14 protein-coding genes and 1 rRNA gene are annotated in these 21,769 nt (G+C 56.3%); 3 read left to right on the forward strand and 12 right to left on the reverse strand.

Translation table 11 applies throughout. The features are described 5' to 3' along the window. Nucleotides 1-54: 54 nt before the first annotated feature. From G6Q29_RS18760 to bcsR, 9 genes are all read right to left on the reverse strand, one after another. Nucleotides 55-1,545 carry a M16 family metallopeptidase gene (locus G6Q29_RS18760; RefSeq protein ID WP_165466608.1) on the reverse strand — a complete coding sequence of 497 codons (1,491 nt, stop codon included), beginning with the start codon at nucleotides 1,543-1,545 and terminating at the stop codon, nucleotides 55-57. Nucleotides 1,546-1,767: 222 nt separating this feature from the next. Beyond that, nucleotides 1,768-3,054 (reverse strand): C4-dicarboxylate transporter DctC, encoded by a 1,287-nt coding sequence (dctA, locus tag G6Q29_RS18765; RefSeq protein WP_015571524.1) that lies wholly within the window; start codon nucleotides 3,052-3,054, stop codon nucleotides 1,768-1,770. A gap of 159 nt (nucleotides 3,055-3,213) precedes the next feature. Next, the gene (hmsP, locus tag G6Q29_RS18770) at nucleotides 3,214-5,220 is read right to left on the reverse strand and encodes a biofilm formation regulator HmsP (protein WP_165466609.1); all 2,007 of its coding nucleotides are present in this window, start codon (nucleotides 5,218-5,220) and stop codon (nucleotides 3,214-3,216) included. 120 nt (nucleotides 5,221-5,340) lie between these two features. After that, nucleotides 5,341-8,823 (reverse strand): cellulose synthase complex outer membrane protein BcsC, encoded by a 3,483-nt coding sequence (gene bcsC / locus G6Q29_RS18775; protein ID WP_165466610.1) that lies wholly within the window; start codon nucleotides 8,821-8,823, stop codon nucleotides 5,341-5,343. Further along, the gene (gene bcsZ, locus G6Q29_RS18780) at nucleotides 8,805-9,911 is read right to left on the reverse strand and encodes a cellulose synthase complex periplasmic endoglucanase BcsZ (RefSeq protein ID WP_165466627.1); all 1,107 of its coding nucleotides are present in this window, start codon (nucleotides 9,909-9,911) and stop codon (nucleotides 8,805-8,807) included. Before bcsZ ends, bcsC begins: the two co-directional genes overlap by 19 nt. Nucleotides 9,912-9,917: 6 nt before the next feature. Beyond that, on the reverse strand, nucleotides 9,918-12,341 hold the full coding sequence (bcsB, locus tag G6Q29_RS18785) for a cellulose biosynthesis cyclic di-GMP-binding regulatory protein BcsB (RefSeq protein ID WP_165466611.1): 2,424 nt from the start codon (nucleotides 12,339-12,341) through the stop codon (nucleotides 9,918-9,920). A 10-nt stretch (nucleotides 12,342-12,351) separates the two neighbouring features. Then, complete coding sequence (gene bcsA, locus G6Q29_RS18790; protein WP_165466612.1) at nucleotides 12,352-14,967, reverse strand: UDP-forming cellulose synthase catalytic subunit; 2,616 nt, start codon at nucleotides 14,965-14,967, stop codon at nucleotides 12,352-12,354. Further along, on the reverse strand, nucleotides 14,964-15,716 hold the full coding sequence (bcsQ, locus tag G6Q29_RS18795) for a cellulose biosynthesis protein BcsQ (RefSeq protein ID WP_165466613.1): 753 nt from the start codon (nucleotides 15,714-15,716) through the stop codon (nucleotides 14,964-14,966). Before bcsQ ends, bcsA begins: the two co-directional genes overlap by 4 nt. Nucleotides 15,717-15,727: 11 nt before the next feature. Next, nucleotides 15,728-15,916, reverse strand: a complete 189-nt coding sequence (gene bcsR, locus G6Q29_RS18800; RefSeq protein WP_003861175.1) for a cellulose biosynthesis protein BcsR — start codon at nucleotides 15,914-15,916, stop codon at nucleotides 15,728-15,730. 174 nt (nucleotides 15,917-16,090) lie between these two features. On the opposite strand from bcsR, the gene bcsE reads away from it, so the two are divergent. Genes bcsE through bcsG form a run of 3 tightly spaced genes read left to right on the forward strand, consistent with a single transcriptional unit; the run spans nucleotide 16,091 to nucleotide 19,516 of the window. Further along, entirely contained in the window at nucleotides 16,091-17,653 is a 1,563-nt protein-coding gene (bcsE, locus tag G6Q29_RS18805; RefSeq protein WP_165466614.1) for a cellulose biosynthesis c-di-GMP-binding protein BcsE, read from the forward strand. Next, a complete protein-coding gene (bcsF, locus tag G6Q29_RS18810; protein ID WP_165466615.1) occupies nucleotides 17,650-17,844 on the forward strand; it encodes a cellulose biosynthesis protein BcsF in 195 nt (64 codons plus the stop codon). The genes bcsE and bcsF overlap by 4 nt, the downstream gene beginning before the upstream one ends. After that, nucleotides 17,837-19,516, forward strand: a complete 1,680-nt coding sequence (gene bcsG, locus G6Q29_RS18815; protein WP_165466616.1) for a cellulose biosynthesis protein BcsG — start codon at nucleotides 17,837-17,839, stop codon at nucleotides 19,514-19,516. Before bcsF ends, bcsG begins: the two co-directional genes overlap by 8 nt. Nucleotides 19,517-19,548: 32 nt before the next feature. On the opposite strand, the gene birA is transcribed toward bcsG, so the two are convergent. The 3 genes from birA to rrf all read right to left on the reverse strand — a co-directional run. Next, entirely contained in the window at nucleotides 19,549-20,511 is a 963-nt protein-coding gene (gene birA / locus G6Q29_RS18820) for a bifunctional biotin--[acetyl-CoA-carboxylase] ligase/biotin operon repressor BirA (RefSeq protein ID WP_165466617.1), read from the reverse strand. Beyond that, nucleotides 20,508-21,536 carry a UDP-N-acetylmuramate dehydrogenase gene (murB, locus tag G6Q29_RS18825; protein WP_165466618.1) on the reverse strand — a complete coding sequence of 343 codons (1,029 nt, stop codon included), beginning with the start codon at nucleotides 21,534-21,536 and terminating at the stop codon, nucleotides 20,508-20,510. Before murB ends, birA begins: the two co-directional genes overlap by 4 nt. A gap of 134 nt (nucleotides 21,537-21,670) precedes the next feature. Further along, nucleotides 21,671-21,769: ribosomal RNA gene (rrf, locus tag G6Q29_RS18830) — 5S ribosomal RNA — on the reverse strand; the annotation flags it as partial.

A 21,769-nucleotide genomic window follows, 5' to 3' on the forward strand; every position in this document is an offset into this window, starting at 1 on the left:
CGGGCAGATGCCCTCACCCTAACCCTCTCCCACAGGGAGAGGGCACTCAGAGCCTTACTGACCCTGAGGAATATCGCTCGCATCCTGATGCAAATCATCGGCCGCCGCCTGTACTGGCTGCGGCGGCGTCGCCATGATGGCGTTCCAGGTGGCCTTTAACTCTTTCATGTCGTACTCCGGCTCACCTTTCGGCTGCAACAGAATCAACGCCATATCCTGAGACAGCTGCTGACGCAGATCCTGATTCAGCATTTCAACGGTCAGGCCGTTCAGGAAATCCTGACGCAGTTTCTGGTACTGCTCCGGCGCGATGTCCACGACCTGATTCTGCAAGGACCGAATACGCTGGCTGATTAAGATATCGGTATCGGCGCGGGCATAGGTGGCGAACAGTTTCTGTAATTCGAGGGATTTCTGCGCCACCAGCGCGTTGAACTCCTCTTCAGACAGGCCCTCTTTACGCACTTTTGCCAGCTCTTTCGCCACCACGCCGAGATTCGCGTTCAGCTTGTCGCCCGGCGATTCAACGTTAATGGCGCACTGTGCACGCTGGAACAGCACGCGACAGTCAAAGCCCAGGCCAATATCTTTCACGTTGTTCTTGCTGAGCGTCTGCTGAACGTGCCAGAACAGCGCTTCACGCGCGAGATCCGCACGCCAGTAACGCAACAGGGCGGAAGACTCGCGGATCGGCTGCCAGGCCGTATCCCACATCATTGAGAGACGATCCTGACGCACGGTATCCGTCATGATGCTGACCGTCTCAGGACGCAGCGGGGACAAAGTAGGAACAGGGGCGGGCGTTTCACGCTTCCCTTTAAGATCGCCAAATGCTTTGTTGATCTGTTCTATCACCGCACGGCTGTCCACGTTGCCCACGACAATCAGGGTCATGGCGTCCGGGGTGTACCACTGCTGGTAGAACGATTTCACCTGCCCGGCATCAACCGGCTGTTTCAGCGGCTCTGCCGGATCGTGGCCAAGCAGCGTTGACCCTTTCAGGCGGTAGCGCCACCAGCCTTCTTTGGTATCCGTCGGCCAGGTTGCCACCATGTCGCTGTTGCTCAACGCATAGTTAACGGTCTCAGGCGTAATCGCCAGTTTGCCGGTGGCATCGGAAAGATAGGTAAGAGCTTCTTTAAGCAGATCGTTACGGTTGTTGGGCAGGCTCAGGTTAAACATGGTGTAGTCATAGGAGACCACAGCCGGGGGCAGCGGGCGTTTCGGGTCGATGGCCTGTTGCCACAAAGAACGCACCTGAACCGCCTGCAAACTGCCGCTCTGAGTGAGCGCCAGTCGAGGAATAAAATGGCTTAAGCCGGTCTGCTGGGTGCTTTCAGTGAGGGAGCCGGTATTCACAGAAAGACGGATTTCAATGCGATCGCTCGGACGTTGCGGAGTGGATAATACCTGCCACTGGAAACCATTCGCCAGTGTTCCCTGTTGCCAGGCCGGGTCTGGCTGGAGCGCATCTGCCTGCACATAACTGGCTGCTGCCATCATCAGCAAACCGCCGGTTAAGAGTCGAATTTTTGTGCCCTGCATGTGAACCCCTGATCAACATTCCTGGTTAAAGAGAGTGTCTCGCGACGTGAGCACTCAAAGATGACGATGAAAACCTTCCGATTAGACAGCGTGTTCTGCTAAACGTCACGGGCGGAAGTGAAATATACCCAAAAAAAATCTTGTCGAATTATGACAGGTATGAACGGTTATTATGCGCAGGTGCCCGCATCCCCACAAGGGAATACGGGCATTTATGAGGGATTAAGAGGATAAACCGGGGGTTTTGTCCTCAGATGTGCGGTTATTCAGCGTATCGTTAAGCTTCTTGTGATCCAGCTCTTTCACCCACTTCGCCACCACAATCGTCGCCACGCCATTGCCAACCAGGTTGGTTAACGCACGGGCTTCAGACATAAAGCGGTCGATACCGAGGATCAGGGCCAGTCCCGCCACCGGCAGATGTCCCACTGCTGAAATGGTGGCCGCCAGCACAATAAATCCGCTGCCCGTAACGCCCGCCGCCCCTTTTGACGAGAGCAAAAGCACCACCAGCAGCGTAATCTGATGGAAGATATCCATGTGGCTGTTAGTAGCCTGGGCAATAAACACCGCCGCCATCGTCAGGTATATCGAGGTGCCGTCCAGGTTAAAGGAGTAGCCCGTAGGAATAACCAGCCCCACCACGGACTTTCGGCAGCCCAGCTTTTCCATTTTATCGAGCATGCGCGGCAGCGCGGATTCAGAAGAGGATGTGCCGAGGACAATCAGCAGCTCTTCACGAATGTAACGGATAAATTTGAAGATGCTGAAGCCGGTCGCACGGGCGATGGAGCCGAGCACCACCACCACAAACAGAATACAGGTGATGTAGAAACAGACGATCAGCTGGCCCAGCTGTACCAGCGTGCCGACGCCGTATTTCCCAATGGTGAAAGCCATCGCGCCAAAGGCGCCAATCGGGGCCAGACGCATGATCATGTTGATGATGCCGAAGATCACCTGCGAGAAGCTTTCAATAACGTTAAAAATCAGCTGGCCTTTACTGCCCAGACGGTGCAGGGCAAAGCCGAACAGCACGGCAAACAGCAGCACCTGGAGGATGTTTCCGCTGGCGAACGCGCCAATCACGCTGCTCGGGATCACGTCCAGCAGGAAGGCAACAATCCCCTGATCTTTCGCCTGTTCAGCGTAAACCGCCACCGCTTTCGCATCCAGCGTGGCCGGGTCAACGTTCATGCCCGCGCCAGGCTGTACCACGTTGACAATAATCAGGCCGATAATCAGCGCGATGGTACTGACAATCTCGAAGTACAGCAGGGCAACCGCCCCCGTACGCCCGACCGCCTTCATGCTTTCCATGCCAGCGATGCCGGTCACCACGGTACAGAAAATGACCGGCGCGATGATCATTTTGATGAGCTTAACGAACGCGTCGCCAAGCGGTTTCATCTGCGCGCCCAGCTCCGGGTAGTAGTGACCGAGCAGAATACCGATGGCGATGGCTGTCAGGACCTGGAAGTAAAGACTTTTGAAGAGTGAGGTTTTCATAGGGTGTCCCTGGAAAGAAAAACTACAGGCTTTGTAAGGTTATGGTTAACCTGCGGCTTTAAAATAACACCCACATAACAGGACAGAAATAAACGGGGTTCAAATTTGAAACACAAATGTTAAGAACTTTGAGCTGGCTCGCACAAGCCAGCAACAAAATTACACTTTTGCGTTATTGCCAGCGTCGGCGAGATAGCGTTGCTCAAAGATGTCCGTCGGCACGGCGCGATCAAACAGGAAGCCCTGTCCGCTCTCTACGCCCGCCGCAGCCAGCCACTCACGCTGGGCGTCGGTTTCAATACCCTCGGCAATCACGTGCAGATTCAGGCTGTGCGCCATTTGAATAATAGCCTGTACCAGGCTGCAATCCTCCGGCAGCCCATCCACAAAGGTTTTGTCGATTTTCAGCACGTCCACCGGCAGGGTTTTCATGTGCTGGAGCTGACGCAGGCCGGAATATCCCATACCAAAATCGTCCAGCGCAATGCGGATCCCGGCATTACGCAGCGGTTTCAGAATGGCGACAGCGTCGTCAGGATTGTCGATACAACGGCTCTCGGTGACTTCCAGGATCAACGTGTGGGGCAGGATGCGGTAGCGATGGATCAACTCAAGCATCTCCGGCACCATGGTCGGGTGCATCAGCTGTAGCGCAGAGAGATTCACCGACAGCGGCAGCGTGATGCCCCGCTGTTGCCAGGCCGCAAGCTGGCGGCAAGACTCTTCCAGCACCCAGTAGCCGACGGTGACCATCAGGCCGCAGGACTCGATACGTTCGATCATCCCCTCGGGCAGCTCCCACGTGCCGTCCGGCTGTTGCATACGCAGCAACGCTTCGGCGCTCGTCACTTCACCCGTGCGCAAATTGACCTGCGGCTGTAGCCAGAGCGCAAACTGGCGATTGTCCATCGCCGCCAGAATGTCGCTCTCTTCCGTCAGGCGCTGCTGGGCTTTTTCCATCTGCTCCGGGTCAAAGAACTGGATCTGGTTTTTCCCTTTCCGGCGCGCGGTGAACGCGGCCGAGAAGGCCCGACGATAAAGCTGCTCGGCGGTCAGGCCACCGTAGTACATCGCAATACCGATGCTGGCGCTCGGGCGAAGCTGGATACCCTGAATGGGCAGCCGTTCATTAATAACAGTGAGTACTTGCTGACCTAGCGTAATGGCGTGCCACGGCTCTTTTACGCCGTGCGCGATCACCACCAGGTCATAGCCGCTGACCTGGGTGAGCACCATGCGCGGCGCCAGAACAGATTTCACCTTTTCCACCAGCGTCAGGAGCAGCATCTCGCGCTGGCTCTCTTTCAGCACGCCCGCCGTGTCCTGCAAGGTTTCGCAGGCGATCACCATCAGCGCGGTGGGCTGCTGGCGGGCGACGGTCTGCTCCAGCAGGGCCATTAAAAACGCTTTGTTTGGCAGATCGGAAACCGGAAAACGGGTGGCGTTGTTACTGAGCTCTTCCTGCTGACGCAGGACACGCTGCTGGTTGATATTGTAACTCCGGACCAGCATGCCGATTTCATCGTCGTAATGAAGGCGCGGCAACGGTAGCTGATGCCCCATGTGCTCCTGCGGAGAGAGGTCGTTCAGCTCCCGCGCGATGCGGCGCAGCGGATGGACAATTAACCGGTTGATGCACCACGTCAGCGCCACGCTCAACATTAAGGTCAAGAGTAAGTAAGTGGTTACCAACGTAGCAACCCAGCTCATGACGAATTTATACATGCGGTACGAGTCCGCCTGTAGCACCAGGTAAGCCAGCGGCTGCGGGTTAGCCGGTCTTTCCAGGGAATAAAGAGGCAGCGAAATCTGCACCGGCAGTTCAAACAGGCGCATCACCATCATCGGGACGGGACGCTCCGGGATAAAGCTCATCCTCAGCGCCTGAAACTGGTTCGGCAGCACGACGTCGGCGCGGCTCACGATACCGGCAGGCTGGATGCGCTTCAGAATGGATTCCGCCTCGGGGATATCCCCTTTCAGGATCGAGGCCGACAGAGGTTCCCGCACCGAGCGGGCAATACTTTCCAGTTGCGAAGCCGTGTTATAGCGGTTTTGCTGTACGGAATGAAACAGCAAAATGACGCAGAAGATGAAGACAAACAGCATTGTGACGGCAGACACCATCGCCATCTGTTTGATCGTTAAAGAACGGCTGACACGCAAAATGACTCTCCACAAAACTCGAAGCGCAGGGCGCACCAGGGTGTAAACCTGGTGCGCCCGAGTATACCCGATAGCTGCACTTTTAAGAGAGACTTACAATTAGATTAAGTAAAAATCCGATCACCAGTCTGCATAAGGCACAAGCGGTTCCGGCGGTAAGTCCATATCACCCTGCCAGCCTGCGGCAGAATACCGAACGTAGAGCAGCGCATGGCTCGGGGTATAGTCTTTCGCTTCCTGAATATCAACGCCCAGACCGACAAACCAGTTGGACGTCACGCGGCGTTCAACAATCGCCCTTGCGGTATAACCCGTCCCTGACGAGCTGCTTCCGGTTTCCATCACACCTTTATCGGTATAACGGCCCCGCTCATTGTCCGGGATCAGCCCCTGCAACGGATAACGCATCACATCTTTTGTTTTTGAATGGGACCAGGAGACGGAGCCACCCAGCTCCCATGACCAGTTCTCCGTGCGTTTACGCCAGTTTACCGGTAAGGCGAACGACACATACTCCTGCGGGCTGTAGTACCCCCCCTGGCCCAGCGAATAACCGCTTAAATCCTTATCGTAATGCCAGAGCATATTGGACACGCCGACCGTCAGGCGCTCGTTGTTCTGATTGATAAGCTTGTAGTAATAGCCGGTCATCCAGCGAACGCGCCAGTTATCTTCGACATTCTTCCCGCTGAGGCTGTCGGCACTCAGGCTTGACCAGATACCGTTAGCTTCACCTTTGTCGTAGCTCACGCTCACGCCGCCACCGGTGGCACGCACGCCGCCCCAGGTGGTGTCGGTATTGGGATCTTTTTGCCCGGCGAAGGCCAGCACGGAGCTGGAAATCGGACGGCGATGGGCGTTCAGGGTGTAGCCAATCGGCCCTAAGTCGTTGCTGTAGCTCAGGCTGCCCACCACATCGACCACGTCGAAGCCCATCGGCGTTGTACCAACATCCCACGCCCAGGTTTTATTCTGCCAGCCGACGGCCACGCTGGCGCCGTTGGCCGACTGATTCGTGCTGCCGCGACATGGCGTTTCGGCGCAGGTGCCCCAGGTTGGATCGTAAGTGCCTTTGTCCGTGTCAAAAGAACCGGCGTTCATATTGACCAGATCGCTACGGAAGAACATGCGACCATCCGACAGCGGCGCATCAACCTGAAGCATGGTGGTGTGCGCTTTCAGGTCGGAATAGCCCCCCGTGCCGCTGGAGCCCCAGTAGTCGTGTTGCAGCGTGACGTTCAGATCCTGCTGACGATAAAGATCGCCTGCATCGCTGCGCACGCCGCGCTTCAGCCAGTCGTCTTTCTCATCGTTACGCGTGAGCCGCGTGAAGCTGTCGTTATCGGTCGGACGGGTCGACGTGATGCCCGATGAGACCATCGCATCTTTCAAGGTGTCCAGCGCCTGCTGAGGCTGGCCGTTTTGTGCCTGGAATCGGGCGGCATCACGCATCACCAGCGCGTTTTCCATAGAAGGCGGCTGCGATTTTGCCTGAGGAATAATGGCGTTGAAGGTCTTTTCTGCCGCGGCAGGATCACCCAGACCGGCCTGCGCCATGGCGATCCGGCGCTGCATATTGAGGGAGAGCGGTTCGCCGTTCTGTGCCGCGGGCAGTTTCGCCAGCGCCGCGCGCGCCGCGTCCTTGTTGCCCTGGGCAAGATAGACCTCGGTCAGGCCGAGGATCGCGTCTTCGTTCTGCGGTTCGCGTTGCAGAACGGTGTTGTAGGCGGTTTTCGCGGCCTCATGATCGCCACGCTGTTCAGCCCAGTCCGCCAGCGTCAGGTCGATACGGGTAGACGGAGGCTGCTGGCGAAGCAACGTTTCCGCCTCCTGCTCTTTTCCACCGTCGCGCAGGCGGTTGGCGGTTTCCAGCACCTGGTTACTTTGCAGGCGGTCCGCCAGCGCCTGAATGTTGCCGTTCCACCTGTCGCGCGGCAGCGTGTTCAGATGCGCCAGCGCCGCCCGGTCCCGATCGTTACCCGACAGGTACAGCCCGCTGGCGTAAACCTGATCCGGATCGCCCGGTTTCTGGCTTGCCAGCTGACGCATCAGGTTATCGGCCTGGCTGCGCTGACCCGCGCTATACAGATCGCGTGACAGTCGGTAGGTGATCCACACGTCGCCCGGGGAAAGCGCAAGGCGTCGGCGCTGAATTTCTGCGGCCTGCGCATATTTCCCCTCGCTTTCCAGCTGTTCGGCCTGGGCTGACAGCTGCTCGTTCGTCAGGCTACGTTCAATATCATCAATGCTGCGGCGCTGGCTGGCAGAGAGCGACTGAATAAACTGCGTCGCCTTCTCCGGTGACTGCGCGCGATAAATATTGGCGAGACCACGCACCGCATTGTTGTTGCCGCTGTCCATCCGTAACGCCTGACGGTAATAGCGCTCGGCCGCGTCGTTATTTTTACGCGCCGCCGCCGCATCACCCAGCCCCAGAACCGCGTAGCTATCTGTATTGTCAACGTTGCGCGCCTGCTGGTAATAGCGCTCCGCCTGGGCCGTATTGTTAGCTTTCAGGGCGTTATCCCCCTGCTGGATCAGCAGCCAGTATCGGTTGACCTTCAGCAGGCTGTCCCATTTGCCCCGGTTATCGCTCTGCGGATCGAGGGCGATCGCCTTTTCAAACTGCGCAACCGCGCGTGCGCGATCGCCTTTCTGGGAATAGGCCTGCCCCAGCGCGCCGACGGCTTCACTGTCGGCGAGGTTGGCGCTGACCACTTTCTGCAACTCCGTCACCGCTTTACTGCCCTGCCCGGCATCCACTGCGGCTAACCCTTCGGCTTTGGCGCGGAACGCCGGATCGGCGAGCTGTTTTTGCTGCGCTTCAAGCTGGGCGCGCGCCGCCGTCACGTTATCGCCATCGCTGAACACGTTCAGGTATTGTTGCAGCGCGCTGACGCTGGCGCTGCTGGCCGGCCGATCTTTGATCTGCTGGTACCACATATCCGACGCCTGACTGCGGCCATTGTTCGATTTAGCCATCTCCTGTAACACCGCAAACCCTTCATCACGGCGTCCGCTCTGGAACAGAAGCTGCGCCAGCGAGGACTGTAGCGGGACGTTGCCCGGGCTGCTGGCGTTTATTTTCTTAAGCTGGTTAATGGCCGAATTGCGGCGGGCGGGCTCTTTCGCCACCACGTTCCAGTACTCCGTCGCGATGTCGCCGCTGGGCGGCTTACCGTCAAACAGTTTGTCATACGCGGCAATGGCTTCCTGCGTGTGCCCGGTGGTGGCAAGCAGGCGGGCCTGCTGAAGAGCCTGACGACCATCCGGCGTGGAGAGCAGCATGGTAGTACGGGAGGACTGATAGGCACTGGAATCGGGTGCCATTCCTTTCAGGCGATCCAGCTCTTTTTGCGCGCCCGCCGTATCGCCCTGTCGTAACAGGTATCGGAAGCGCGCGGCAATCACGTCCGGGTTATTGGGGTCGATCAGCTCAAGGCGATAGAGCGACTGGCGCACCAAATCCTCACGCTGGGTGGATTCGCCCAGACGGACCTGTTCCAGCAGCTGTCTCTGCTGCGGAGAGTTGGCGGCATGGGCCAGAGGCATTAGCGCCAGGCCAAGCGATAAGGTGAGGAGATTTAGTGTGAACGTGCGCATTCCTGGCCCCAATCCGGTAGTAATTCACCTTGCGCGGTGAAGCGAAAACGATGCTGATCCCACCCTTGTCCAAAGAGGGTCAGAACGTAGCTGTAATAAGCATTGTTATCGGGAAAACGATCGGCGACGTGCTGACGTTGCACCGCCTGCGCGTCCCGGTTTTGTAAAAACGGAAGGAGGGAGGCAGAAAACCCTACCGGCCCATCTCCGGTGCGTTTCCCGGTCGCGACGTCCACTTTCTCCGGCGGCAAGCCTTGTTTGATTGTGGTGGTCGCCATGGGCTTGAAACGCGCCAGTAGCCGTGCTTTTTGCGGATCGTTATCGTTCATCATCCCTACCCACAGATAGACGCGAATCGCATCGTAGCTGCCGATCAGGGACGCATCCTGCGACAGCTGCCAGCCGCCCTTTTTCTGGTATTTCACCCAGTTTGGGGAAAATCCTTTAGGCGCGGTCTCCAGCAGCAGACGCAGGTTGGTTTCACGGAGCGTCGTCCACGGCGCGCCAAAACGGGTGAAATAGCTCGCGAGCTGCGGCGGCAGGTAGCTGGGGTTAAAACGCCAGACATTTTCTTCGGCAAAACCGACTTTACCCGGCAACAGCATCGAACCCAACCCCGGCACCTTCACCACTTCCTCACTGGCAATGCGCGTCAACAGCGCTTTACCCGTGCGCGTGTAATCGGGATTTTTCCACAGCCGCCCGGCTTCCAGCAGCGACCAGGCAATCCAGATATCGGCATCGGACGCGGAGTTAGGGTCGATAACCGCCCATGTTTTGTCGTCCTTTTTTCCCCATAGCCAGGCCGGGAGACGTTGGGCTAAATCTCCCTCGGCAAGGTTATCGCGCGTCCACGCCAACAGCAGATCGAACGCCTTGCGATCGTTTGCCGCGAGGGCAAAGAACAATCCATAGCTTTGCCCTTCGGAGGTGGTGATTTTACGCGCGTCACTGGGATCAATGACGCGCCCACTTTCGCTCATATAATCCTGCTTGAACGTCTCCCAGGCAGGCCAGCGACAGGCGGCGTGAAGATTCGCCGCCGCCAGCATCAACGCTGCGATTACACACCCGCGAAAGATTTTCATCACCGCTTACTCATGGTCCGGGTTAAGACGACGACGGCTGATGATTCGCAGCAGACGCCACAGTACCCACGCCAGCAGTACGACGCTGAGCGCAGCCAGCACGGCCAGCAGCACCGGGTGGTTAGACAGGGCGTACCACAGGCGTTCGAACCACGGCAGATGACCGACGTAGTAAACATCCCCCACGCGCAGGCTGTTTACCCCCGACTCACGAATAACCGAGACGGAACCGTACATGGCCGCCCGTTTACCGCTGTCGTTCATGGCCGTATTGAGCAGTTCATAACCGCGCGGACTATCCGCCAGCAGGGCGATAACGCTGCGCTGGTCGTTATACGGCGACTGGAAGCCGACAATCGCGGCCATCGGACCCGTTGAGCTTACGGTCGTCCTGATATTGGCCTGACGATCGCCACTGTCCGGCATGATGCTCGGGAACTCGGTCTGACGCAGCGGCGTATTGACCCAGGACTGAGCCGCCTGCACCAGCAGATCGACGCGCTTCTCGTCTTTCAGCTTGTCCGGAATGTTGCCGATGACCATGATATCGGCATCTTTATTCTGGATTTGGCTACCGTCATCCGTCACCGTCACGTTGATAGCCGGCAAGCCGGTTTGCGCCCCGACGGTGCCCATGGTGTCCAGCAACGTAGTAACCTGGCCTTCGTTGGCCGCTTTTGGCATCACGACTATCGATTCAGAGAGGTCCGCCATGCGGCTGAACGGGAAGCTGGCGTTAGCAAAGGCTCGAAGATCCGGCATCGCGATAAAGTGGTAATACTTCGAGAAGTCGATCGTGGAATCGTCACCAATCACCACGTGGTTTTGCACCGGCTGGAAGGTAATACAGTTTTCCACCGATCCACCCGGCATGGGGTTCATATACTGGAAGTTAAACCGCAGCTGGTTCACCGCACCGAGCTTCAGCGCCGGGATCGACACATCGGTTTTGCCGTCCAGCAGCCCCTGCAATACAGGCAGACGAAGCATCAACCGGTTTGTCTCCTGGCTGCTGGTCAGGCTGAACGATTGCAGGAACTGGTTGTTGAGGCTGATATCCATGCGCGAGCTGTCTTTGGTTGCCGGCGCGGTGTAACGGTAGTTCAGGTTGATATCAATGCCGTTGGTGCGCAGCAGATAGAGATCCGGCGGCAGGTTCAGCGACAGGCTGACAGGAGAAGGTTCAAGCCCGGTTGACTGCAATTGCTCTTCATAAGTTTTCAGTTCGCCAAATGTGATGGCCCGGTCGGTACGTACCCAGTTCGGCGCATCATAAGGCTTACGCGCCAGCAGCGGTTTCACCTCATCCACCACAACGCTGTTGCCGCGGAACAGGATATTCCCCTGCGCAATGCCTTTCGCCGCCTGCACCAGATCTTTGTCATCACGACCGAAGATCACCAGCAGCTTCACGTACGGATTGTCCGGATGGCTGATCATCTCGATGGTGGGCGCTTTCACCTCCGGATGGTCACGCAGAAATGCCGGGCGTTTGGCGTTGGTGGCAAACACGATCGCGTTCTTGTCCGGCATTTTGTCGTACATGACCGGGAAACTTTGACCACGCCAGCCGGAGCGGGAACCAAACCAGGATGCCACGATAGAGGCCGCCAGCTGTTCGGTCACATCAGGAGAGCCGGCAAAGACCATCGGCAGGTTCAGCGGACGGTTGTCACGCGGGTCGAAGAACGGCACCGGGAAGGCGGAGAGATCGTTTTTCAACGCCAGCGGCTGATAGGTCATCTGTAGCGAAGAGTTACGGCCGACATCCAGCCACAGGGTGCTGCTGGCCGGGTTTTCACAGACATCGCGATAGTGGCCGACAAATTCCAGACGCACACGGTTAAAGTCGGTGATAAACAGCGGATTAATCGGCACCTGAGCCAGAGTTTTCTTACCCAGTTGCTCTTTGGTGACGGGCAGAACGTCCATCAGCTCGTCATTCAGATAGACCTTAAGCTGGGACTGCACCGGCAGCAGCGACGGCGATGGGGTGTATTCCAGGTTGAGCATCGCTTTAGACACGACTTCATCGCTGCGCATACCGAATTCGATACCGCCATTTGGGTTGATGCCACGCAGTACCATGCTGCCTGGAGGAGGAGCAATCTGGGCGAACGTCAGCTTAACGTCACGCGACGGCGTATTTTCGGCAACCACTGGCGCACTGGCTCCCGGCACGCCAGGCATGACCTGCCCAATCACCGGATTGTCGGCGGGCAGCGTATTCCCCGTCGTCGGCTGATTCGGGACAACGTTCTCCGTCTGCCCCGGCGCGGCCGTCACAACCGGATCCGTCGCTTGCGCGACGACAGGCACCGTTGGCGCGGGTGTGGTCGCTGCGTTATCAGGCGCCGCGTTAGCCACTGTTGCAGGGAGCGCACTCATCCCCATTGCCACTGCACATAACCAGGAAAGTTTTGTTTTCATCGCGTTATCATCATTGTTGAGCCATAACCGGGTCCGCCTGCTTCGCTTCATCTCGCTCAGGTCGACGCGGAATGAACGACACGACCCAGGAAACCAGTGAAGTAAGTGACCGGAAAATTAATTTCACCGACGACGGGGCAAATTCTGCAAGGTGACGATAGCCACGGAACCCCAGCTTAAGAATATCCAGCAGGCTTTCCAGAGGCTTATCCTCAGGGAAGCTGTCCTGCCAGAGAGCCCACGTATCCGCGCGGGCAAACGTACACTGCACAAAATCAATGTGTTGCTTTTTGGTCAGCGGCATCAGTTGCAGACCCACTTCATTTCCTCTCACACGTACAACCTGCGTCGGGAAGACATACTCCTGCTGGCCGCGCTTAAGCAGTAAGTTGACCTTCTGTCCCTCCAGCACATTCGCCTGACCGTTAATCTTGATACCCAGACCACCATCCGAAAAATCATGTACGGTACAGGAGAAGAGATGTCCATCGTCGCGGGCAATGGCCGCTGGCATGCTGATTTCGACGCGATGTGCGCGGCGAACCTGTTTGCTCTCTACCGATACCGCCACCGCGCCACCGAGGATAATCAGGTTGTAAAACACCCACGCCATACTGACGAAGACCGTCAGGATTTCATTTTCCGGGCCGTAGAAATAGCGCCAGATCCCGACAATTACCCCCACAATATTCAGCAGCACCAGGAAGATATAGGGCCGGGAGATCACCCAGTCGACATACTCCTCTTCCACCAGACCGCCCTTCGCGGTGACGTTGAACTTCCCTTTATGCGGGTTAATCAGCGCCACCATGGTTGGCGGCGCGATGTACCAGGCCAGCACCGTTTCATAAATTTCACTCCAGAAGGAGTGGCGATATTTCCCCTGAATCTTCGAGTTCGTCAGGCTGGCGTGGATCATGTGCGGCAGAACGAACAGGGCAATCATCAGCGCGGGGGCATAGATGATGTAAGCGTGAAGGAGCAGGAACGCCAGCGGCGCAGTGAGGAAGATAAGCCGTGGAATACCCGATAAGAAGTGGAACATGGCGTTGACGTAGCACAGCCGTTGCGCCAGCTTCAGTCCTTTACCCATCAGCGGGTTATCAAGCCTGAAAATTTGCACCATGCCGCGGGCCCAGCGAATACGCTGGCCGATGTGCGCCGACAGGGATTCCGTGGCCAGCCCCGCCGCCTGAGGAATACGCATGTAGGCGGAGGTATAGCCAAGACGGTGCAGACGCAGCGAGGTGTGCGCATCTTCCGTGACTGTCTCGACGGCGATCCCGCCAATTTCATCCAGCGGTTTACGGCGGATCACCGCACAGGAGCCGCAGAAGAATGTGGCATCCCACATATCGTTCCCGTCCTGCACGAGTCCATAGAACAGCGTGCCCTCGTTCGGGGTTTTACGAAAACGGCCGAGGTTACGTTCAAACGGGTCCGGCGAGAAGAAGTGGTGCGGCGTCTGCATCATCGCCAGCTCTTTCTCCTTCAGGAACCAGCCCATGGTCATTTGCAGGAACGAGCGCGTTGGCACGTGGTCGCAGTCGAAAATAGAGACAAACTCCCCTTTGGCATATTTCAGCGCATTGTTGATGTTACCGGCTTTCGCGTGTTCATGCGTGGTACGGGCGATGTACTCTACCCCCACTTCGTCCGCGAACTGGCGGAACTCGGCACGGCCACCGTCATCGAGGATCCAGATTTTGATTTTATCCTTCGGCCAGTCGATACCCAGCGCGGCGTAAATGGTGTTTTTAACCACCGACAGGTCTTCGTTATAGGTTGGCACGAAGAGGTCCACCGATGGCCACTGGGTCGTGTCTTTTGGCAGCGGCACCGGCTGTCGATTCAGCGGCCAGATAACCTGGAAGTAACCCAGCACCAGCACGATCCAGGCGTAAGTCTCAGCAAACAGCAGGACTAAGCCGCACACAAGGCTGACCGGATCGTCCCAGTTCAGCGTTGAGGTATATCGCCACCAGATGTAGCGGCAGGAAACGGTCAGCGACAGCACAATCAGCATCAGGGCAGAAAAACGCCCCGGAATGCGCCGCACCAGCAGCGCCACGCCCCACAGCAGGATCAGGAAGGTGAACTGCGCCAGCGGGTTGAAGGGCTGGGTAATACAGACCAGCGCCAGAATCAGCGAGAACACCACAACCACGCCGAGAATAAAACGCCGCAAGCCCGGGTGTAGGTGCCCGAGCTCTTTGTGGTTATCTAAATGACCCGTTCTGTCGCCCACCCGGTCGGGTAGCCGGTCAAGCCACTGGTGGTAGCGTTCACGCAGATTCTGCACACGATCGAAGCTGCGCCAGCGGGACGTTTTTTTCTCCGCGCCCGTTGAGGTTGCCAGTAGCCAGATGGACTGAATAGCGTAGCGCGCGGGATCCAGCGGACGCGGCTTGTCAGGGTTGATATGCGGATAGAGTTCACCGTGGCGCGCACGAATGCGTTGCCAGCGTGGATGTTCGAGCGGGATGAACATCCACGCCAGAATCATCCATAAACAGCCCAGCGCTGCGCTCAGCGACGAGGCGCCGTGATGACGGAAATGGCGGTAGCGTTCACTTAAGCGCGAACTGACCGGCGGAATGAGCAGCCAGTTAGTCAGGCGGCTCATACTGAACTCCCGGCAGACTCTGGCCTTTTAGCAAAGTGCAGCAGACACCAGTTGGCCAGCGTCAGGATCTCTTCCGCCGCCAGTGAATCGCTACGGTACTCCCCTAGGGGTTGTTTCGACGCGAGGCACTCCGCCATCGCTTCGTCACGATGGATCACCATCGGCAACAGGCGGCGCTGACTCTGGAGCCAGACCTGGTAAAGGTCGTCCTGGATCTGGCTACCAATGCGTAGATCGTTGATCAGAATATGGGCATTGGCAGGCAGCGCCTGTTGATGCAGACGGATATGACAGTTCGCATCTACGTTCGCAATGGAGAGCACATGGTCGCACTGGGCCAGCAGTTGACGAGTCAGCGACGCGGCCCCGTGCGGCAGGTCCAGCAGGATCCACTGATAGTGCCCGTTCTCTTTCAGGCTCTGCAATGCGGAGATGAAGCGAGAGAACAGGCGCTGGTACGCGGCTTCATTCCCGCGCTCGGTTTCGGTCAATTGACCAAAGGGAAGTAAATCGAGCTGGGAGGTATAACGCAAACCCGCATCCCGCCAGTCTTTATCGTCCAGAAGCGCACGTCCCCAGCCGTTTGCATGCGTAAAGTCGACATTGAATGACATGCGCAGCAAATTATCGGAACAGGCATCAATGACCAGTACCGATTCACCTAATACCTGCAATGACCACGCCAGCGCCGCAGTAACGGAAGTTGTACCCACCCCACCACGGACGCCCTGTAATCCTAGTACAGCCATCAATGGCTTCCTTATTGTTGTTGGGCAAACTCAGCTAATAACGGCCAACGTTTAATAGCCGCCGCCAACTGTTCCCGCTGGGAAATATCGGTGTAATCTATTTCAGGCAAAGAAAAAGCCTGCGTGAGTGCCAAAAAATCGTTCTGGAATGTGTAACCCAGACTTGAGTCGACTGGGGTTGCGGGTTCGTTATTTTGCATTCTTTTTTCATCCCTTTGAGTAAAATCATAAGATTCAGATGCAGCGAGGCGTCCTGCCCACTAAATTTCATTTACATGCTAAATCTGATGTTCTTTAATTTCAATGTTAGGTTTATTTCTACGCTTTCGCTAGTAAACTGAGAGACATAGAAATTCGACGAAAAGAGGGACACCGTGGACTCCATATTTTCTATTGGCATCCAGTCATTATGGGACGAATTGCGCCACATGCCAGTCGGAGGAGTCTGGTGGGTGAATACGGATCGTAATGAAGATGCCATCAGTCTGGTAAACCAGACGATAGCGGCGCAGGGTAAGGATTCCCGCGTGGCCATCATTACGATGGGCGAAGAGCCGAAGTCAATCATCAGGCTCGACAGTGACCGTGGACCCCAGACAGTACGATTATTTTCCATGCCAGCGAATGCAGACGGTCTGGACTTTTTACCGCGCGATATTCAGTGTTCTATTGTCCCTGAACACTATTTACTGATTCTAAAATGCTCTAATAACGGCCTGCAAAATATCCCCTCTGAAAAACTGCTGAAATGGCTGGAAAGAATCAACAGATGGGCAAAAAATCAAAATTGCACCTTATTGGTTGTTAACCCAGGCAGTAATAATGACAAGCTTTTTTCACTTTTAATGAGTGAATACCGTTCTCTCTATGGCCTGGCCAGTATTCGTGTCCAGACCGACAGCCATCTTTACGACGTGGCGTTCTGGTGCAATGAAAAAGGGGTGAGCTCCCGACAACAACTTACCCTCAAACATGTGGGGGACGAGTGGCATCTTGCTCAACAGGAAGAGACGGTAGTTCAGCCTCGCAGTGATGAAAAACGCATTCTGAGCCATATTGCGGTACTGGAAGGTGCGCCTGCGCTGTCTGAGCACTGGTCACTGTTTGATACCAATGAAGCCTTATTTGATGAAGCGCGCACTACGCAGGCGGCGACCATCATCTTCTCATTGATTCAGAATAACCAAATCGAAACGCTGGCAAGGCACATTCACACATTACGTCGACAGCGCGGCAGCGCGTTAAAAATTGTGGTGCGTGAAAATAATACCAGCCTGCGCGCCACCGATGAGCGCTTATTACTGGGCTGCGGCGCGAATATGGTCATCCCGTGGAATGCTCCGCTGTCGCGCTGTCTGACGCTGATCGAAAGCATCCAGGGTCAGCAGTTTACTCGACATGTTCCGGAAGATATCAGTACCCTGCTTTCAATGACGCAGCCCATGAAACTGCGCGGCTACCAGAAATGGGACACCTTCTGCGATGCGGTAGGCAACATGATGAGCAATACGCTGTTACCGGCAGACGGAAAAGGGGTGATGGTTGCCCTGCGCCCCGTGCCGGGTATTCGTGTTGAGCAAGCGCTCACTCTGTGTCGCCCTAACCGTATCGGGGACATTATGACCATTGGCGATAACCGCCTGGTGCTGTTCCTCTCCTTCTGCCGGGTGAACGATCTGGATACTGCGCTTAACCATATCTTCCCGCTTCCTACCGGAGATATCTTCTCGAACCGCATGGTCTGGTTTGAAGATAATTTGATCAGCGCTGAGCTTGTCCAGATGCGTGCCCTGGCTCCTGAAAAGTGGGCCAAACCGTTGCCAGTCACCAGCGGTGCCAAACCGGTACTCAACGCGAAACATGATGGGCATGTCTGGCGTCGGGTACCTGAGCCGCTACGCTTACTGGATGAGAACAAGGAGAGCGCATCATTATGAATATCAGCGATATCATCCAACTGATTGTTCTGTGCGCGCTGATTTTTTTGCCGCTTGGCTACTATGCACGCCATTCCCTGCGCCGTATTCGCGATACGGTAAGATTACTGTTCGTCAAACCTCGCTACATTAAACCCGCCGGAACACTGACTCGCGCTCCGAACGTCAAGGCAAACCGAAAACATGACTAACTCTACCTATACCTCTTCGGCGCCATCGCCACTCTGGCAATACTGGCGCGGCCTGTCCGGCTGGAATTTCTACTTTCTGGTGAAATTTGGTCTGCTGTGGGCAGGCTATCTTAATTTCCACCCTCTGCTTAACCTGGTATTTATGGCATTCCTGCTGATGCCAATCCCGAACCTCAGGCTGCACCGTATACGTCACTGGGTCGCTATCCCCATCGGTTTCGCCCTGTTCTGGCATGATACCTGGCTGCCTGGTCCCGAAAGCATCATGAGTCAGGGCTCCCAGGTCGCAGGTTTTAGTGCGGACTATATGCTCGACCTGGTTGAGCGCTTCATTAACTGGCAGATGATTGGCGCGGTATTTGTCCTGCTGGTCGCCTGGCTGTTCCTGTCTCAGTGGATCCGGGTGACAGTGTTTGTCGTCGCGATTATGGTCTGGTTAAACGTCCTGACGCTGACGGGCCCGAGCTTCTCGCTGTGGCCAGCCGGTCAGCCGACGACAACCGTGACCACCACGGGTGGCTCCGCCGCCGCGACCGTCGCGACAGCAGGAGATACGCCTGTGGTAGGCGATATTCCCGCGCAGACTGCACCGCCGACATCCACTAACCTGAACGCATGGCTCTCCAGTTTTTACGCTGCGGAAGATAAGCGTCAGACGAAATTCCCGGACGCGCTGCCTGCCGATGCGCAGCCGTTTGAGCTTCTGGTTATTAACATCTGTTCTTTGTCCTGGGCTGACGTTGACGCGGCCGGTCTGATGTCGCACCCGCTGTGGTCGCATTTCGATATTCAGTTTAAAGACTTCAACTCCGCCACGTCGTACAGCGGTCCGGCGGCTATCCGCCTGCTGCGCGCGAGCTGCGGACAGCCTTCGCATAAGAACCTCTACCAGCCGGCGGCTAACCAGTGTTATCTGTTTGATAACCTGGCAAAACTGGGCTTTACACAACACCTGATGATGGGCCATAACGGGCAGTTCGGTAACTTCCTGAAAGAAGTGCGTGAACAAGGTGGCATGCAGGCCCCGCTGATGGACCAGAAAGGGCTACCGGTTACGTTGCTGGGCTTCGATGGCTCTCCGGTGTATGACGATACCGCCGTGCTTCAGCGCTGGTTAGATACCGTCAGTAAAGAGGAAGGGACACGTAGTGCGACGTTCTATAACACGCTGCCGCTCCACGACGGGAACCATTATCCGGGTGTGAGCAAAACGGCCGATTATAAGGCCCGTGCGCAGAAGTTCTTTGACGAGCTGAATGGGTTCTTCAACGAGCTGGAAAAATCAGGCCGTAAGGTAATGGTGGTGGTAGTTCCGGAACATGGGGGAGCGCTGAAAGGCGACAGGATGCAGGTGTCTGGTCTGCGCGATATTCCAAGCCCGTCTATCACGAACGTTCCGGCCGGGATTAAGTTCTTTGGCATGAAGGCGCCGCATCAGGGAGCGCCAGTTGAGATTACCCAGCCAAGCAGCTATCTGGCTATCTCGGAACTGGTTGCTCGTGCAGTAGACGGTAAGCTGTTTGTGGAGGATAGCGTGAACTGGGATCAGCTCACCAGCGGGCTGCCGCAGACGGCGGAGGTATCGGAAAACGCCAACGCGGTGGTGATCCAGTATCAGAATAAGCCTTATGTCCGACTGAATGCCGGGGATTGGGTGCCGTATCCGCAGTGACCTGCTACACCCTCTCCCCTGTGGGGAGAGGGTTACTCTGCACTTCGTAACGAAATTTCACCGCCCACCCAGGGCTTAATCACGCCATCCTGTTCAAGAAGCAACGCGCCCTGCGCGTCAATGCCGCGTGATGTGCCGTAAATCTCTTTATCCCCAATCAGCAGCTTCACCGGTCGGTTAATAAAGTTATCCAGTTTTTCCCAGCGGGAGAGGAATGGCGCTAATCCCTCATGCTCAAAGAGCGTCAGCGAACTACGCAACTCATTGATCATACGGACGGCAAGCGTATTGCGATCGATGGCGATCCCCGCTTCCTGTAGATTGGTCCACGCTTGATTCACAACATCGTTCTGCACGTTTCGCATCACCATGTTCAGCCCCGCCCCAATGACAATCTGTGCGGCATCGCCTGTTTTACCCGTCAATTCGACCAGGATCCCCGCCAGCTTTCGATCGTTCAGATACAGATCGTTGGGCCATTTTACCCGCACCTGATCGGCCCCCAGATCGTGCAGCACCTCTGCCATCACAATACCGATGACCAGGCTCAGCCCGATGGCCGCAGCTGGCCCCTGGTCAAGCCGCCAGTACATGGAAAGGTAAAGGTTGGCGCCAAATGGTGAAAACCACTTACGTCCCCGGCGGCCACGTCCTGCCTGTTGGTACTCGGCAACGCAGGCATCACCGGATTTCAGCTCGCTCAGGCGATCCAGCAGATACTGGTTCGTCGAATCAATGACCGGCAATACCGCGACGGTACCGTGCCCAATCTGGCTGCGGATAGTTTCTTCATTCAGTAACTGGATCGGTTCCGGCAGGCTGTAGCCTTTTCCCGGCACCGTAAACACATCCACGCCCCAGTCGCGGAGCGTTTGAATATGTTTATTGATCGCTGCACGGCTCATGCCCAGCTGTTCGCCCAGCTGCTCGCCAGAATGAAACTCGCCATCGGCAAGGATACCGATGAGAGTTAACGGAATAGTATTGTCCTTCATGCAATGGCCTCCACGGCATTCACTTCGCCCGTTCGGCCAATAAAGCGAACCTCAGGCTCCAGCCAGACGTTAAATTTTTCGCCCACGCGCTGGCGAACATGGTGCGCCAGGTTGACGACATCCTCACTTGTCGCGTTGGACTGATTGATCAGTACCAGCGCCTGTTGACGATGTACAGCAGCGCCACCAAGAGTAGTACCTTTTAATTCACACTGATCGATAAGCCAGCCTGCGGCCAGCTTCACGCTGCCATCCGCCTGAGGATAATGCGGGGCCGTGGGCCAGCCGGCGAGAAACGCTTTTGCATTTTCGCTGCTAATCACCGGGTTTTTGAAGAAACTGCCCGCATTTCCATTTACTTTCGGGTCCGGGAGCTTGGTCATTCGCATATGACAGACTGAATCAAATACCTCACGCGGTGTGACGGTAGCCGGATCAAGACGGGTCAGATCGCCATAAGTCAGAACGGGTTTCCAGGCTTTCGCCAGACGCAGACCAACGGCCACGATGACGAAACGATCCTGATAGTCGTGCTTGAAAATGCTGTCGCGATAGCCAAAGCGGCACTGCTCTGCGGTCAGGCGCTTCGCCGTTCCGGTCGCCAGTTCGATGCAGTCGACATATTCGCAGACGTGTTTCAGTTCAATGCCGTAGGCACCGATGTTTTGAATAGGAGATGACCCTGCACAGCCCGGGATGAGGGCCAGGTTTTCCAGACCCGGCATCCCTTTTTCAAGGGTATATTGCACCAGATGGTGCCAGTTTTCGCCAGCACCCACGTGTAAATGCCAGCTGTCAGCGCTCTCTTTACGCTCAATCCCCATGATGCGATTGACGATTACCGTCCCCGCAAAATCATCGAGAAACAGGACATTACTTCCTTCGCCCAGAATAAGTACGGGTTCACCGTTTTCTGTTGCGTTTTGCCATGCATTCAACAGCTGCTGAGCACTGTCGGCACGTACAATTTGATTTGCATTCCGTTGAATGCCAAAGGTATTCCAGGGCTTAAGGGAGTGTTTCATAGACGCTATCCTGATGCAAAAACCGGGATAGTTTACCGTATATATAGGGGGATAGGTGATTTGTTTATGGAAGGGAAGCAGGAGCAAAAACGCAAAAAGGCCATCCTTGCGGATGGCCTCTTCACTTGTTTGATGCCTGGCAGTTCCCTACTCTCACATGGGGAGACCCCACACTACCATCGGCGCTACGGCGTTTCACTTCTGAGTTCGGCATGGGGTCAGGTGGGACCACC

The sequence above is a fragment of the Enterobacter cloacae genome (genome assembly GCF_011078175.1).
GTDB lineage: Bacteria > Pseudomonadota > Gammaproteobacteria > Enterobacterales > Enterobacteriaceae > Enterobacter > Enterobacter cloacae_Q.

Coding starts and splice junctions, on each gene's coding strand:
- bcsC (WP_165466610.1), bottom strand. CDS start 8,823: ATGCGCACGTTCACACTAAATCTCCTCACCTTATCGCTTGGCCTGGCG.
- bcsA (WP_165466612.1), bottom strand. CDS start 14,967: ATGAGCCGCCTGACTAACTGGCTGCTCATTCCGCCGGTCAGTTCGCGC.
- bcsR (WP_003861175.1), bottom strand. CDS start 15,916: ATGCAAAATAACGAACCCGCAACCCCAGTCGACTCAAGTCTGGGTTAC.
- birA (WP_165466617.1), bottom strand. CDS start 20,511: ATGAAGGACAATACTATTCCGTTAACTCTCATCGGTATCCTTGCCGAT.
- bcsG (WP_165466616.1), top strand. CDS start 17,837: ATGACTAACTCTACCTATACCTCTTCGGCGCCATCGCCACTCTGGCAA.
- bcsF (WP_165466615.1), top strand. CDS start 17,650: ATGAATATCAGCGATATCATCCAACTGATTGTTCTGTGCGCGCTGATT.
- bcsB (WP_165466611.1), bottom strand. CDS start 12,341: ATGAAAACAAAACTTTCCTGGTTATGTGCAGTGGCAATGGGGATGAGT.
- dctA (WP_015571524.1), bottom strand. CDS start 3,054: ATGAAAACCTCACTCTTCAAAAGTCTTTACTTCCAGGTCCTGACAGCC.
- bcsQ (WP_165466613.1), bottom strand. CDS start 15,716: ATGGCTGTACTAGGATTACAGGGCGTCCGTGGTGGGGTGGGTACAACT.
- murB (WP_165466618.1), bottom strand. CDS start 21,536: ATGAAACACTCCCTTAAGCCCTGGAATACCTTTGGCATTCAACGGAAT.
- bcsZ (WP_165466627.1), bottom strand. CDS start 9,911: ATGAAAATCTTTCGCGGGTGTGTAATCGCAGCGTTGATGCTGGCGGCG.
- G6Q29_RS18760 (WP_165466608.1), bottom strand. CDS start 1,545: ATGCAGGGCACAAAAATTCGACTCTTAACCGGCGGTTTGCTGATGATG.